This window comes from Herbidospora daliensis (genome assembly GCF_001570585.1).
GTDB classification, from domain to species: Bacteria; Actinomycetota; Actinomycetes; order Streptosporangiales; family Streptosporangiaceae; genus Herbidospora; species Herbidospora daliensis.
Map to the genome: position 1 here is coordinate 1219631 of NZ_BBXF01000001.1, position 14091 is coordinate 1233721.

Sequence of the window (14091 nt, forward strand, 5' to 3'; positions counted from 1 at the left end):
CGCGGGGTAACCGGGTGGTCTTTGGCCTAGACCACCGATGGTAGGACGATTTTCGCCCAAGCTTGCACATCCCGCCACCACCGGGTGTGCTCACTTCGTCAGCGTAACGTTTTGACCTAGGTTGTCCCTCACCTGGTCGCACGGCCCCGATTTGCGGGCAGGCCGCACCTTAGTATCCCGATGTGAGATCTCAGGTCATCGAGGTGCGGACGGGCTCCCGGGAACGGGTGCACGACATCACCGCGGAATGCGCGAGGTTCGTCGGAGACGCCGGAGGCGACGGTCTTCTCAACGTCTTCGTCCCTCACGCGACGGCGGGCGTGGCGCTGATCGAACTGGGCGCCGGCAGCGACGACGACCTGCTGGCGGCCCTGGGCGACCTGCTCCCGGCCGACGACCGCTGGCGGCACGCCCACGGCTCCCGGGGCCACGGGCGGTCTCACGTGATGCCGGCCCTGATTCCGCCCTATGCGACGGTGCCCGTCATCGGGGGGCGGCTGGCTCTGGGCACCTGGCAGTCGATCGCCGTCGTGGATCTCAACGTGGACAACATGGAACGTCGTGTTCGTTTGTCCTATTTGTCCGAATCGTAGATAACGGTGCGGGTCACTGACCGTGGCGACCGTTGACGACGATGGGTCACAGCGTGTGGACTGTGCCGAACGATACCCGCAGCGGTTTTCCAGCGGGGTCGATCCGAGCAGGAGGGATGAGAGTGAGCGCGACCGCGGGTCAGGCGCAGGGCGAGCGCGGCCTGGCCGAACGACTCGGCCTCAAGCCGGGTCAGGTGGTGCAGGAGGTCGGCTGGGACGAGGACAGCGACGAGGCGCTTCGTCAGTCCATCGAGGAGCTGACCGGCAACGAGATGGTCGACGAGGACTATGAAGAGGTCGTCGACGTGGTGCTCCTGTGGTACCGCGACGGGGATGACGATCTGTTCGACATCCTGAGCGGTGTGACCACGGCGCTGGCGGACGGCGGCCAGATCTGGCTGCTGACCCCCAAGGCGGGCCGTGACGGCCACGTCGAGCCGAGCGACATCGGTGAGGATGCCACGACCGCCGGCCTCGCGCAGACCAGCAGCATCAGCGCGGCCAGAGACTGGTCGGGCACGAGACTCGTCTTCAAGGGCCGCCGCTAGCCGACCAGGGCCCCGTCCTGCCGTACGGCCGCCGCCGTACGGCAGGCTCACTACGGGCGGAGTGATCATGGACATGCCGGCCGCCGGGTCTCCCGCGCCCGACTTCGAGCTGACCGACCAGCACGGCACGCCGGTCCGGCTGTCGGGCCTGCGCGGCCGGAAGGTGCTGCTGGTCTTCTTCCCGTTCGCCTTCACCGGCGTCTGCCAGGGCGAACTCCAGGATCTTCACGGGTTCGACGACGCGGTCGTGCTGGCCGTCTCCGTCGACTCGATGTTCGCGCAGCGGGCCTGGGCCGACCGCGAGGGCTGGGACGTCACCCTGCTCTCGGATTTCTGGCCCCACGGTCAGGTCGCGCGTCTTTATGGTGTTTTCGATGAGGTGAAGGGGGTCGCCTCCCGGGGGACCTTCGTCATCGACGCCGAGGGCGTGGTGCGCTGGACGGTCGCGACCGCGATGGGGCAGCCGCGCGACGTCGCCGAATACCGGAAAGTCCTCAGCGAGCTGTAGGGGAGGCCGACATGCCCTGCTACCGATGCGGGGCCCGGCAGACCGACCCGGTTCGTGGCGCGAGCCCGTGGAGGCGCGGGGTCCGCTCTGACGCCCAGGTCCTGATCTGCCCGGAGTGCCAGCGAGCCCACGATCTCGAACTCGACGCCTGCTCCTCGTGCGGCTCGACCACCCTCGTCTGCCGCCTGGGCGAGGTCGAGTGCCGCGCCTGCGGCCACGTCCGCAGCGCCGGCGAGAGCGGCCCCGAACGGCCTCCCGTGCCGGCCGACCTGGCGGCGGAGGTGGAGGCGGCCCTGTCTCGCGTACTCGGGCGGTCGTGAGATTAGATGTCCGGATGAGTTACGTGGTCGCCCTGGATGTGGGCGGGACATCGATGAAGGGCGGCCTCGTCGGCGAATCGGGCGAGGTGACCGGTTTTCCGGGTCGCCCGACCGGGCGTGAGGACGGTCCCGAGGCCGTGGTCGCCAACATCCGGGCCTACGTGGCCGAACTCGCCGCGTCCGGCGACGGGCCGCCGAGCGGCGTGGGCCTGGCGGTGCCCGGGATCGTCGACGGCGACACCGCCCTGTTCTCCGCCAACATCGGCTGGCGCGACGTTCCCGCGAGCGCGTTCGTGCCCGAGGGCCTGCCGGTGAGCCTGGGCCACGACGTGCAGACGGCGGGTCTGGCCGAGAGCGTCTTCGGGGCCGGGCGCGACGTGACCGACTTCCTGTTCCTGCCCATCGGTACGGGGATCGCCGGCGCCCTGATCATCAAGGGCGAGCCCTACGGGGGCGTCAACGGCTGGGGCGGCGAGATCGGCCACACGCCCGTGTGGCCCGACGGCGAGCGCTGCGCCTGCGGCCAGACCGGCTGCCTGGAGACCTACGCCTCGGCGGCCTCCCTGGGCCGCCGCTACACCGAGCGCACCGGGAAGCCGGCCACCGCGGTCGACGTCATGGCGAACGCGGCGACCGATCCTCATGCCTACGCCGTGCTGGCCGAGGCCGTCGAGGCCCTGGCGATCTCGCTGGCGTCGTACACGCTGCTCATGGACCCGGCGATGATCGTCATAGGCGGCGGCCTCGGCGAGGCCGGCGAGGCCCTGCTGATGCCGCTGCGCGACCGCATGACCGAGCGTCTGAGCTTCCGCAAACCCCCGCCGCTGCGCCAGACGGCGCTCGGCGTGCGCGCGGGGATGCTGGGTGCGGGCATCCTGGGCTGGCGCGCGGCGGGGGTCCGTAACTGGGCCCCTCAGCTCGACCTGTAGTCCGTGCATATGCACAGCGGGGTTGTCGAGCAGGGGTGTCTCGGTCCGGCGGCTCAACTCGACCGGTAGTCGGTGTACATGTAGGGGTTGTCGAGGATCTTGGTCTCCGGGATGTCGGGGTTCATTCCGGAGAGCCAGGCGTCGCCCAGTTCGCTCATGAGGTGGTCGACCGTCTTGGCGACCGCGGCGCGGGCGGCCTCGACGCCGCCGACCCTGCCGTCGCGCTTGACCACCTGGCCGTTGACCAGGACCGTGTGGACGTCGCCGCGCTGGGCCTGGAAGGCGATGTGGCCGTAGGGGTTGAGGATCGGGAACATGACCGGCGAGGCGTCGTTCTTGATCAGGACGATGTCGGCCTTCTTGCCGGGCTCCAGGCTGCCGATCTTGTCCGACAGGCCCAGGGCCGCCGCGCCGCCCCGGGTGGCCCACTCGACGACCTGCTCGGCCCGCAGGTGGCAGTGGGTCACGGTCTCCGACTTGACGTGGGCCTCCAGGTGCTCGCGGGACCGGTCGGCGCCGAGGGTGGCCCGCATGGCGGAGAACAGGTCGCCGCTCCACCACACGCTGGTGTCCATCGACAACGAGACCGGGATGCCGTGGTGCCGGAGCTGCCACGTGGGCGGGTAGCCCTGCCCGGCGCTCTGCTCGCTCTCGGTCGAGACCGACACCGAGCCGCCGGTGGCGGCGATGCGGTGGTAGGAGTCGGGGCTGAGCGTGGCGGCGTGCACGTAGGTGGTCTCGGGCGTCATGAAGCCGTTCTCGTACATGAGCCGGATGCCCTCGTCGTTGGTCGCGCCCCACACGCCCGCGTGGGTGGTCACGGGGAGCCCGAGGTCGCGGGCGGCCTCGAAGGCGGCCTTCTCGGGGAAGGCGGGGTCGCCGGTGACGTCGAAGGCAAGCTGGAGCCCCAGCATGTCGCCCCAGGACCGCCGGCCGATGAAGTCGCGCAGGTCGGCGGAGGGCGCCCAGTCCCAGGGGGCCTGCTGGATGTTGCCGTACGCGAGCACGAACCGCCCCGGCACCGCCTCCAGCGCGTCGACGGCCGCCTCGGCGTGGTCGACGGTCTGCAAACCGTGCGACCAGTCGACGGTCGTGGTCACCCCGGCGTCGAGTGCCTCGACGCCGCCGAGCAGGTTGCCCGCGTAGACGTCCTGGGGGCGGAACTTCTTGCCCCATTCGAGGTAGTACCAGACGAAGTACTGGGTGAGGGTCCAGTCGGCGCCGTAGCCGCGCATCGCGGTCTGCCACAGGTGACGGTGGGTGTCGATCATGCCGGGCATCACGATGCCGCCGGACGCGTCGATCTCCTCGGTGCCCTCGGGCACCTCCAGATCGGGCCCCACGGCGACGATGACCTCCCCGTCGGCCAGCACGTCGCCGCGCGCCAGCACGGTTCGCCGGTCGTCCATGGTCAGCACGAGTCCGTTGCGGAGGACGATGGGCATAGAGCTGCCTCCCAGAGTCGCGGACCAACGTCCGCCTGGCGGTCGCAGAAACGTGAATGCAACAATGCGAGCCCCCTCCGCCGATGTCAAGACACGCAGGGCCGTCTAAAGTCGACCCATGCCACGCAAGGACACCGGACCCGACTTCATCGAGGCGCTCGCCAGGGGGCTCGACGTGATCAAGGCGTTCGGCCCGCGCCAGCGGGTGATGACCCTCACCGAGGTCGCCACGGCGGCCGGGCTGGCCCGGCCGACCGCCCGCCGCATCCTGCTGACCCTGGAGGAGCTCGGCTACGTCCGGGCCGCCGAGGGCGGGTTCGCGCTCACGCCCCGGGTGCTGGAGCTGGGGGTGGCCTACGTCCACTCGATGGGCCTGTGGGAGATCGCCCGGCCGCACCTGGAGCAGCTGTCGGCGCTGACGCGCGAGTCGTGCTCGATCGCGCAGCTCGACGGCTCCGACATCGTGTACGTCGCCCGCGTGGCCGTGCCCAAGATCGTCACCCTGTCGGTCAGCATAGGGACCCGGTTCCCGGCGCTGCAGACCTCGCTGGGCAAGGTCCTGCTGGCCGCCCTGCCCGCCGCCGAGGCCGACGCCGTGCTCCAGACGCCGAGCCAGTCGGGCATCACGCCGCGCTGGCGGCCGTCGGCCGAGGAGCGCCACGCGGCGCTGCGGGCGGTGCGGGCCAGCGGCTGGGCGGTGACCGACGAGCAGCTCGCGCCGGGCATCCGCTCGGTGGCCGCGCCGCTGCGCGACGGCCACGGGAAGGTGATCGCGGCCATCAACGTGAACGCCCACTCGGCCGAGACCTCCATGGAGCGGCTGACCGAGGAGTTCCTGCCCGCCCTGCTCCGCACGGCCGGCGCGATCGGCGCCGACGTCGCCCTCCACGAGTCGATCCCCCAGTCGACCACCCAGGTGCCCGCTTGACATCACCTTCGCCGCCCGACCAGACTCGGAATCGCGGACGATTGTCCGCGTGACGGACGAAGGGAACTCATGGGCGCACTCGACGGCATCCTCGTGGCCGACTTCTCCCGGGTTCTCGCCGGGCCCTACGCCACGATGCTGCTGGCCGACATGGGCGCCGAGGTCATCAAGGTCGAGTCGCCCGGCGGCGACGACACCCGCAACTGGCTGCCCCCGGAGCGCGACGGCGTCTCGACGTACTACCTGGGCGTCAACCGGGGGAAACGTTCGGTCGCCCTCGACCTGAAGGACCCCGCCGACCAGGCCCTCGCCCACGAGCTGTCCGGCCGCGCCGACGTCTTCATCGAGAACTTCAAGCCCGGCGGCCTGGCCGCCTACGGGCTCGACTATCCGGCGGTCCGGGAGCGCAACCCCAAGGTGGTGTACGCCTCCATCACCGGCTTCGGTGCGGAGGGCGGCGCCCATCTGCCCGGGTATGACCTCATCGTGCAGGCGGTTTCCGGGCTGATGAGCCTCACGGGTTCGGCCGACGGTCCGCCCTACCGGGCGGGCATGTCGGTCTTCGACGTGATCACCGGCCTGCACGCGGTGTCGGGCATCCTCGCCGCGCTCTACGCCGGCGGCGGCCAGCGCGTCGAGGTCAACCTGATGTCGTCGGCCCTGTCGGCGCTGGTCAACCATTCGAGCGCCGTGGTCGCCGGGGAGGTCACCCCCCACCGGATGGGCAACGCCCACCCGTCGCTGTTCCCTTATGAGCCGCTGGAGTGCGCCGACGGCGAGCTGGTCGTCGCGGCGGGCAACGACGGGCAGTTCCGGAAACTGTGCGAGGTGCTCGGGGTGCCCACGCTGGCCGACGACGCGCGCTTCGCGCGTACACGGGATCGCACCGCGAACCGGGCCGAGCTGAAGCCGCTGCTGGTCGCGGAGCTGAAGAAGCGCACGCGAGCCGACCTGTTCGCCGCGCTCAGCGCGGCGGGGGTGGCCTGCGGACCGATCAACACGGTGGCCGAGGGGGTCGCGCTGGCGGAGGACCTGGGCCTCGCGCCGGTGGTGGAGCCGGGCGGCGTGCCGTCGGTCCGCCACCCCATCCGCTTCTCCGGCACGCCCGCGGGCTACCGGCTGCCGCCGCCCTCCTTGGACGAACACGGGGACGAGATCAGGAAGTGGCTGCGATGAACTTTCCCACCGGCATCGGCACGTCCGACGCCGACTCCATCAGCCTGCTCGGACAGGACCTGGCCCACGACCTGATGGGCAAGGTCGGCTTCGGCGAGCTGGCGTTCTGGCTGGTCGCGGGCCGCCGCCCGACTCCGGGCGAGACCCGGGTGTTCGAGGCGGTGCTGGTCGCCCTGGCCGACCACGGCTTCACCCCGACGGCCATCGCCGCCCGGCTGACGCTGCTGAGCGCGCCCGAGAGCGTCCAGGGGGCGCTGGCGGCCGGCCTGCTCGGCGGCGGATCCCGGTTCCTGGGCGTCACCGAGGACGCCGGCCGGTTCCTGCACGACCTGGTGGAGTTCGCGAACGGCGACGACTGCTACGACTCCGTGGCCCTGGAGGCCGTGCGGGAGGCGCGGGCCGAGAAGCGGCTGATCCCCGGCCTGGGACACCCCGTCCACAAGGTCGAGGACCCCCGCACCCCGGTGCTGTTCGCCATCGCCCGGGAGGAGGGCGTCTTCGGCCCTCATATGGCGCTGTTCGAGGCGATCGGACGGGTCCACCCCGAGGTGCTGGGCCGCAGGTTGCCGCTCAACGGCGCCGGGGTCTGCGGCGCGGCCCTGGCCGACCTGGGGCTCCCGGTCGACCTGCTGCGCGGCTTCGCCCTGCTGGCCCGCGCCGCCGGCCTGCTCGGCCACCTCGCCGAGGAACGCCGCCGCCCCATCGGCATGGATGTCTACCTGACCGTCGACCGGAACGCGACGTACGAACCGTAGAGAAGGTGCCCCATGGCAACACTGGCCGCGGTGATCGCGTCCACGCACCACCCGTTCTACTACAAGGCCAGCACCGCGCCCCCGGAGGAACGCCCGCCGTTCGCCGACGAGTGGGTCGCCAAGATCACGGCCTTCCGCGAGACCCTCACCCGGGCCCGCGCCGACGTGCTGGTCATGGTCGGCTCCGACCACTTCCACCAGCTGTGGCTCGACAACATGCCGCAGTTCCTGGTGGGCAAGGCGCCCTTCTACGACGCCAACTGGTACAACGAGGAACGCGAGTTCGGCCTGCCCCGCATGCTGCTGCGCGGCCACGAGGAGCTGTCGTCCCACATCCTGCGCGGCGGCCTCGACGAGGGCTTCGACCTGGCCTTCTCCAACGAGCTGCGGATCGACCACAGCATCACGTGCCCGATCATCACGCTGCGCCCCGAGGCCGACCTGCCGATCGTGCCGATCTACACCAACATCTTCGCCCCGCCGCTTCCCCGGCCGGGGCGATTCGTCGAGCTGGGCCACGCGATCAGGCGCCTGATCGACACCTGGCCCTCCGACCTGCGCGTCGCCGTGATCGGCACCGGCCACCTGTCACTCGAACTGGGCGGCCCGCGGCAGTTCGGCCCGCACGGCCCCGACCCCGAGTTCGACCGCAAGGCGGTCGAGTGGATCGCCTCCGGCGACATCGAACGCGCCCTCGCCGAGGTCACCCTCGACTCGTTGTGGACGCCCGGCAACGCCACCCACGGCTTCATGGACTTCATGCTCATGATGGGCGTGGCCGGAGAGGGCGCCAAGGCCGACTACGCCGACACCCTCGACCTGTTCCACACGATGGAGGCCTACTTCACCTGGTATCCGAACGGGGTCCCGGCATGAGCAAGTACCTGCTGAACAAGTTCCTGTTCACCGTCGACCGCGACCCCGACCTGGTCGAACGCTACCGCGCCGCCCCCCACGAGACGGTGGCGTGGTGGGAGTCGACCATCGCCAACGAGATCCTCAACTGCCACGGCGGCGAGGCGAGCACCTGGCTGGCCTTCGACGACGTCGAACGGGAAGCGCTGACCGGCCACGACTACGTCAAACTGTTCGAACTGGGCGCTCACCCGTTTCTGACGCTGACCCTGTTCATCGCCATGTTCGAGCGCGACTACGACGAACCGCTGGCCTTCCAGAAGGAGTACGGCGCAAGGTTGTCGCACTTCAGCCTCCCCTACCCCGACATCGCCACATGAGCTCACCGATGCGCGCGGCCCTGGTCGAATGCTGCGGCCGACCACCGGTGATCGGGAACGTCCCCCGGCCTCTTGCGGGGGCCGGGGACGTTCTCGTATCCGTCACCTGCGCACCGATCACCCCTCTCGACCTGCTGTGCGCGACGGGCGAATCGTATTTCGGCGAACCGGCCCTGCCGTATGTGCCCGGTGTGCAGGGCGTCGGAGTCACCCCTTCCGGGGAGCGGGTGTGGTTCCCCACGTCGGCCGGGATGGCTCCCGGGAACGGGAGCATGGCCGAGTTCTGCGTCGCGCCCTCTTCCGATCTTGTACGCCTGCCTGACGGCTGCGACGACGTCGCGGCGGCCTCGTTGGGGCTGTCGGCGGTGGCGGCGTGGCTTTCGCTGACGTGGCGGGCCCGTCTGGCGCGCGGCGAGAAGGTCGTCGTCCTCGGGGCCGGCGGGACCGTGGGCCAGGTGGCTTTGCAGGCCGCGCGGCTGCTGGGGGCGGGTGACCTGGTGGGGGTGTCGCGCGCGCCTCGGGAGGGGTGCATTCCGCTGGAGCCGGTGTCGACGCTCGCGGCGCGGCTTCGCGAGGCCATCGGGGCGGCCGACGTGGTGATCGATCCCGTGTTCGGGGAGCCGGCCGAGGCGGCGTTGCAGGTGCTGGCGCCTTTTGGGCGACTCGTCAACCTGGGCGGGTCGGCGTCCGACGCGGCGGTGTTCTCGTCGGCCGCGTTGCGGAGCCGGGCCGTCTCGGTTCTCGGGTACTCGAACAACATGGTCAGCGGGGAGCAGCGGGCGGCGGCGCTGGCGGAGATCTTCGAGCATGCGGCTCGGGGAGAGCTGGCGGTTGATCACCATGTGGTGGGGCTTGACGAGGTCGGGGCGGCTTGGGCGGATACGCGGGGAGGGCGCGCGGTGGTGCGGGTTACCGAGGTGCCTTCGGCCGTGGGAGTGCCGTAAGGTGTAAGCGGTCCGGGGGCGGTTAGCTCAGCGGTAGAGCACTCGCCTTACAAGCGAGGGGTCACTGGTTCGAACCCAGTACCGCCCACGTCTAGCCTCTCACCTGCAGAAACAGGTGGGAGGCTTTCGTTTGTCACCACCCCACATAGCTCAGTGGGCCCTCGCCTTTGACCCTTTCCTGAGCTGGTTCGGGTTCCATAAGGCCTGACAGCGCCTTGACTGAACGCCCGCGCTGGAGGCCGAAGACTGGGCTTGATCCGGTTTGATGGACACCTGAGATCAGGGGTTCGTCCCTGGAAGGGTGCCCATGATGGAGACCATGGGCAAAGAGCGGCGTCCACGCCGGTCGTTCACCCCGGAGTTCAAAGCCGAGATCGTCGAATTGTGCCGGCGCGGTGAACGACCCCTACTTATAGCAAGGCCAACTGGGGCCGCAATGAGGCAGCGGGGGCCATAATCGGCGACTTCAGGCCCGCCGTATCGGGCCGCGGAACACCAATACCCACGAGCGGCATCTGCAGCAAGAAAGAGACATGCCCGTGCTGTTGCTGTCGGCGCTGCGCTTGGTGGTGATGGTGTACTACCTGATCTCCAGCCGTCGAGCCGAGGAAGGGTGGCGTGAAAGTACTGGGAGATCACACCAAACCCGGTTGAAATTAAACCCCGATCAGTCGCCATAGTCCCAGCGCCAGGAACAGCCCTGGGATCATCCACGACTTCTTGGATTTCCACCTGCATATCACCGCACAGAGCATGAGGGTCATGCCGAAACCAACCAGTAGTCGCACAAAAGCCACCGCGTCCGGATCAATCTCCGGAGAGTCGGTCGACGGGTAGCGTTCGACCCCGAGGAGCCAGCCCAGCCCTATCGACAGACTTCCGCTGACCACAAGGGACCAGTAGATCAGCCGCACCAGGAGCCCTTTCGCCTGCGCGTCCGTTGTTTCAGCATACTCGCCACTCATTTTAGGAGACCTTCCAGCATGCTTCGGTTTTTCATCACCCGGCGCCCATAGCTGCTCGGGCCATTCCCTCCATTATCATAACCTGATGCCGCATTGAGTGCGGTTGAATTCGACCAGTTGCCGGTATTTGGCGTCAGCTTACGCAGATATGCCGCAGCCATGAAAGCTCCCTGGACGGGATCCTCCAGCGATGCCAGAAGCTGGCCCCCCAAGAGGTTCGATAACGTATCCTTATCCTCGTCGCGCCCCTTGCTCTTGTCATATCCGAGCACCCAGGCAGCGGTTCCGAGGTTCATGGACACGTCACCGAAAGACGTGTCGTAGCCCCCATTCGCAATATATCCGGCGTCGTCGTAAATCCGAGGATCTCCACCTACTTCTTCGTACACCACACCTGCGAGCACCCAGGCGGGAATTGACCTTCTCGCGCACCCGGGCACCGTAATTGGCGATAGGTCTCGTCTGACCTATCGCCTATCGCCAACAGGTAGCCTCCATCGGCGGACATTTGCCCGTCTTCCGGCGGCCAGCGCGGGCATAGGACCGCACGCGAAGAGGCGGCACGCCTTGCAGGTCGAACCACTGGACGCGAGAGCGGCCATGAATCTGACAGAACCGTCAAGCGAAGTCAGAGCACGTTCGTGATCGCGCGTCACGCGAGATCGTTTTATGACCTCTCGCCTTTGAGTCTTCCGCTCTCTGCCCAGTTCCGAAGTGCCAGCCCACTACACAAGCGAGGGGTCACTGGTTCGAACCCAGTACCGCCCACGTCGAGCCTCTCACCTGCGAAACAGGCGAGAGGCTTTCTTCGTCGCCGAGCCGGTTCTCAGTGGACCACGCGGGTCCGCCCGCGGCGCGGGTCGAAGTGGAGCCGTATCAGGGCGGGCAGGTGTTCCAGCCCCAACGCACTCCGCAGGTCGGGGAGCGCCTCGTCGTGGAGCCGGGTGATCAGGGCGTCCGGGTGTGCCGGATCTCGTGAGGTCACCCGCAGGTCGAGGGCGGGTGCGTCCGGCTTTCCGCGCAGCGAGGCCCGCGCGCGCCGCACGCCCTGGTAGGCGCTCACCTGATCGGCGAGGGTTTCGCCGGCCTGTTTCGCGCCGATCTCGGTGATCCCGGACGGGCCCGACTCCAGCCGTACACGATTCAGCCGGTCGAGCCGGAACTGGGCGAGCAGCCAGCCCAGCCCGATGGCGCCCAGCACGAAGCCCCCGGCGGCGACGGCCGGCCAGAACCAGGACGTGGAGCCGGCGAAGGCGGAGACGATGCCGGGCAGCAGGGACGCGCGGGCCGCGTTCGCGCCGAAGACGCCCAGGCCGAGCGCCAGGGCGACGGCGCCCGCCGCGAGAAGGATCAGGCCGAGCAGCGCCAGGCCGGTCCGGTTGCCCCACGCGATGCCCCGGCCGAAGGCCCTACCTCGTGTCATGGTGCACCTCTCACCTTGGTCTTGACCGTGTAGCGGCCGACCGGCGCGAGCCTGGCCAGCTCGCCTTCCACGGCGTCTCGCACGCGCTCGCGCACTGCGGCCGTGTCGCGCAGGTCGGTGCCCGCGTGTACGGTCACCTGCCGGCCGCGAATCCGCGCCCGCGCCTGGCGTACACCGTCCACCTGGGCGGCGACCGTGCCGAGCACCCTGGCCAGCATGCGCCGCGACGTGCCGATGATCATGTCGGGTTCGCCGCTGCGCAGCGCCACCAGCCGGGTTCGCCCGGGGATCGCCGCGATCAGGATCAGCAACGCCCCCACGATCCCGATGACCGCGGCAGCCGCCATGACCACGTCGTCCTGCCAGGTCGAGGCGCGGGCCCAGTCGACCACGCGGTCGTACGGCACGATGCGCACCGGGTGGCCGAACAGCGCCGAGATCGTTCCGACCGCGATCAGCAGCCCGACGACGAACAGGACGAACGCGGCGATCGCCGCGGGCACCTTCCGCCTGGGACGCAGGAAGCGCCTCGCGCCCTTCCCCCGCGCGGACGCGCGGGAGGCCGGTTCGGGGGTGTCCGGGAGGTCAGCTCCCGTGTGGAGAGTCGTCATAGCCGCTCCTCCGTGTCGGCACGAGCCGGACCACGTCGACGTCGACGTTCTCGACGGCGATGCCGGTCAGGTCGCGCACCCGGCTCATGAGCCGCTCGCGCGCCTCCGCCGCGACCTGGCGCACCGGCGCCGGGTAGCGGACGGCGATGCCGAGACGCACGGCGGCGACGGCTCCGCTGACGGACGCCGCCACGTGCGGCTTCTCCACGAGCCGGTCGTCGTCGGCGGCCACCTCCGTGGCGATCTTCACGAACGCACGCTCCGAGACCGTCGTGGCGCCGTGCCCGGCCGTGGCGGTCACTGCCGCCTTACCCGAAGCTTGGGCATCTGGACGCCGCCTTCGAGGACGAGCCCGACGAAGAAGCCGACGACTCCCAGGACGAGCACGATGAGGAAGGCGTTGAGGCCGCCGAAAGCGCCCACGATTCCGAGGATCGTGCCGAACGTGAGCCCGACGATGGTCCAAACTGGGAACTGGTTCATGATCGTCCTACCTTCCTGGCTTCTTCGGTGTCGACGACGTCTTCGACCGTCACGTCCACACGCCTGTCGCCGGACAGCGGGCCCACGGCTTCGCGAACCCTGGTCACGATCTCGGGTATGGGCCTGCCGTACCGGACGGCCAGGTGGATCTCGACCGCCTCATCGCGCAGGCGGACCCCCGGCACGGATCCGCCGGGAAGGTACGTGGCGGCCGTCCCGAACGGACCGCTGGTGAGCGAGGCCACGCCGGCACACGAGGCCGTCTTCTCGGCGATCCGCCTCACGTCCGGAGCGGTCCGGAGCGCGGCCCCCGGCTTCGGCGGAGCCGCCGTACGGCCCCTGCGCCTGGTCATTGCACCCGCGCGCCTTCCCTGCCGCCCGAGGACTGGTCCTGGCCCGGCAGGTAGACGTCGTCCACCGCGACGTTCACCTCGGTCACCTCGAGCCCGCACATCTGCCCGACGGCCGTGATCACGTGGTCCCGGACCGCGTCGGCGAGGTCCGGAATGGCCACGCCGTAGTCGACGACCAGATCGATGTCGACGGCCGCCTGGCGCTCCCCGACCTCAACGGCGATGCCGCGGGTGACGCCCTCCTCGGCGCCGAGCCTGCCCTTGAACGCGCCGAACGCGCGGGCCGGGCCGGTGCCGAAGTCGTGGACCCCGGAGATCTCCCGGGCGGCCACGCCGGCGATCTTCGCGACGACGTCCCCCGCGATGGTGGTGTGGCCGTGGTCGTGGACGCGCTCTCGCGGTACGGGCATGGTTTGGGCCGATGGCGTAGTGGTTTCCGTCATACGAATCCCCCGCTTTGACCTTTTTGACAGCCTTATTGGTGTTTGGCTGCCTTCTTCCCTTAGTACCCCTCCTGATGAATGAAGGGATGAAGGTCAGGGTCAGGTTGCGTCACGGACCTGCCTCAACTTGCCAAAGCGCTTTTCCGGGGTGTCCGCGCCGGGAAGGCGCATCTCTCGCGCTTCACGTGTCCCGTGAGGGGAACCGCGCGAACATGTCTTCCTCAGTTCGGCGAGGGAACGACCGCGACCCCGCCTGCGGGCAGTCGCCACAAGAGTTCCCCTTCGGGGACCCGACTTCGACGATGACGGTTACTGCCGCTGATCGTCGAGCCCTTTGGGGGACTCACGATCCGCTGATCGGCAAGCATGCCAGGCCTGGCGCTGTCCGCGCCGCCGCTTCCAAGCACCGGCCCGCGGCCGAGCCAAGGCAGT

At 69.4% G+C, this 14091-nt stretch carries 20 protein-coding genes and 1 tRNA gene; 12 read left to right on the forward strand and 9 right to left on the reverse strand.

The features are described 5' to 3' along the window. Positions 1-182: 182 nt before the first annotated feature. From AW274_RS04830 to AW274_RS04850, 5 genes are all read left to right on the forward strand, one after another. Entirely contained in the window at positions 183-593 is a 411-nt protein-coding gene (locus AW274_RS04830; protein WP_062429696.1) for a secondary thiamine-phosphate synthase enzyme YjbQ, read from the forward strand. Between the two features lie 122 nt (positions 594-715). Continuing rightward, a complete protein-coding gene (locus AW274_RS04835) occupies positions 716-1141 on the forward strand; it encodes a DUF3052 domain-containing protein (protein ID WP_062334571.1) in 426 nt (141 codons plus the stop codon). 67 nt (positions 1142-1208) lie between these two features. Beyond that, entirely contained in the window at positions 1209-1649 is a 441-nt protein-coding gene (locus AW274_RS04840; protein ID WP_062429698.1) for a peroxiredoxin, read from the forward strand. Positions 1650-1660: 11 nt separating this feature from the next. Further along, a complete protein-coding gene (locus tag AW274_RS04845; protein WP_062429700.1) occupies positions 1661-1969 on the forward strand; it encodes a hypothetical protein in 309 nt (102 codons plus the stop codon). A gap of 14 nt (positions 1970-1983) precedes the next feature. After that, positions 1984-2898: an ROK family protein gene (locus tag AW274_RS04850; RefSeq protein ID WP_062429702.1), complete on the forward strand. Its 915-nt coding sequence runs from the start codon at positions 1984-1986 to the stop codon at positions 2896-2898. 53 nt (positions 2899-2951) lie between these two features. Here the strand turns inward: AW274_RS04850 and AW274_RS04855 are convergent, their stop codons facing one another. Next, on the reverse strand, positions 2952-4343 hold the full coding sequence (locus tag AW274_RS04855) for an amidohydrolase family protein (protein ID WP_062429704.1): 1392 nt from the start codon (positions 4341-4343) through the stop codon (positions 2952-2954). A gap of 118 nt (positions 4344-4461) precedes the next feature. Here AW274_RS04855 and AW274_RS04860 point away from each other — a divergent pair, with 118 nt between their 5' ends. The 7 genes from AW274_RS04860 (at position 4462) to AW274_RS04890 (ending at position 9469) form a co-directional block, all read left to right on the forward strand. After that, complete coding sequence (locus AW274_RS04860) at positions 4462-5271, forward strand: IclR family transcriptional regulator domain-containing protein (protein ID WP_062429706.1); 810 nt, start codon at positions 4462-4464, stop codon at positions 5269-5271. Between the two features lie 69 nt (positions 5272-5340). Beyond that, positions 5341-6447: a CaiB/BaiF CoA transferase family protein gene (locus AW274_RS04865; protein WP_062429708.1), complete on the forward strand. Its 1107-nt coding sequence runs from the start codon at positions 5341-5343 to the stop codon at positions 6445-6447. Beyond that, positions 6444-7202: a citryl-CoA lyase gene (locus AW274_RS04870; RefSeq protein WP_083973833.1), complete on the forward strand. Its 759-nt coding sequence runs from the start codon at positions 6444-6446 to the stop codon at positions 7200-7202. The genes AW274_RS04865 and AW274_RS04870 overlap by 4 nt, the downstream gene beginning before the upstream one ends. 12 nt (positions 7203-7214) lie before the next feature. Beyond that, on the forward strand, positions 7215-8078 hold the full coding sequence (locus AW274_RS04875) for a DODA-type extradiol aromatic ring-opening family dioxygenase (protein ID WP_062429719.1): 864 nt from the start codon (positions 7215-7217) through the stop codon (positions 8076-8078). After that, on the forward strand, positions 8075-8437 hold the full coding sequence (locus AW274_RS04880) for a hypothetical protein (RefSeq protein WP_062429721.1): 363 nt from the start codon (positions 8075-8077) through the stop codon (positions 8435-8437). The genes AW274_RS04875 and AW274_RS04880 overlap by 4 nt, the downstream gene beginning before the upstream one ends. A gap of 8 nt (positions 8438-8445) precedes the next feature. Next, a complete protein-coding gene (locus AW274_RS04885; protein ID WP_083973834.1) occupies positions 8446-9381 on the forward strand; it encodes a quinone oxidoreductase family protein in 936 nt (311 codons plus the stop codon). Positions 9382-9397: 16 nt separating this feature from the next. Beyond that, positions 9398-9469: transfer RNA gene (locus tag AW274_RS04890), tRNA-Val, on the forward strand. 568 nt (positions 9470-10037) lie between these two features. On the opposite strand, the gene AW274_RS04895 is transcribed toward AW274_RS04890, so the two are convergent. The 8 genes from AW274_RS04895 to AW274_RS04925 form a co-directional block, all read right to left on the reverse strand. Then, complete coding sequence (locus AW274_RS04895; protein ID WP_062429725.1) at positions 10038-10346, reverse strand: hypothetical protein; 309 nt, start codon at positions 10344-10346, stop codon at positions 10038-10040. Beyond that, positions 10343-10735 carry a hypothetical protein gene (locus AW274_RS40025; RefSeq protein ID WP_157519767.1) on the reverse strand — a complete coding sequence of 131 codons (393 nt, stop codon included), beginning with the start codon at positions 10733-10735 and terminating at the stop codon, positions 10343-10345. The genes AW274_RS04895 and AW274_RS40025 overlap by 4 nt, the downstream gene beginning before the upstream one ends. 437 nt (positions 10736-11172) lie before the next feature. Next, positions 11173-11769 carry an Asp23/Gls24 family envelope stress response protein gene (locus AW274_RS04900; RefSeq protein WP_062429727.1) on the reverse strand — a complete coding sequence of 199 codons (597 nt, stop codon included), beginning with the start codon at positions 11767-11769 and terminating at the stop codon, positions 11173-11175. Next, positions 11766-12380 (reverse strand): DUF6286 domain-containing protein, encoded by a 615-nt coding sequence (locus tag AW274_RS04905; protein ID WP_157519768.1) that lies wholly within the window; start codon positions 12378-12380, stop codon positions 11766-11768. Before AW274_RS04905 ends, AW274_RS04900 begins: the two co-directional genes overlap by 4 nt. Then, the gene (locus AW274_RS04910; protein WP_157519770.1) at positions 12355-12630 is read right to left on the reverse strand and encodes an Asp23/Gls24 family envelope stress response protein; all 276 of its coding nucleotides are present in this window, start codon (positions 12628-12630) and stop codon (positions 12355-12357) included. The genes AW274_RS04905 and AW274_RS04910 overlap by 26 nt, the downstream gene beginning before the upstream one ends. A gap of 47 nt (positions 12631-12677) precedes the next feature. Next, entirely contained in the window at positions 12678-12863 is a 186-nt protein-coding gene (locus AW274_RS04915) for a hypothetical protein (protein WP_062429733.1), read from the reverse strand. Next, on the reverse strand, positions 12860-13147 hold the full coding sequence (locus tag AW274_RS04920; RefSeq protein ID WP_062429735.1) for an Asp23/Gls24 family envelope stress response protein: 288 nt from the start codon (positions 13145-13147) through the stop codon (positions 12860-12862). The genes AW274_RS04915 and AW274_RS04920 overlap by 4 nt, the downstream gene beginning before the upstream one ends. A gap of 65 nt (positions 13148-13212) precedes the next feature. Continuing rightward, positions 13213-13626, reverse strand: a complete 414-nt coding sequence (locus tag AW274_RS04925) for an Asp23/Gls24 family envelope stress response protein (RefSeq protein ID WP_232319975.1) — start codon at positions 13624-13626, stop codon at positions 13213-13215. Positions 13627-14091: the final 465 nt, after the last annotated feature.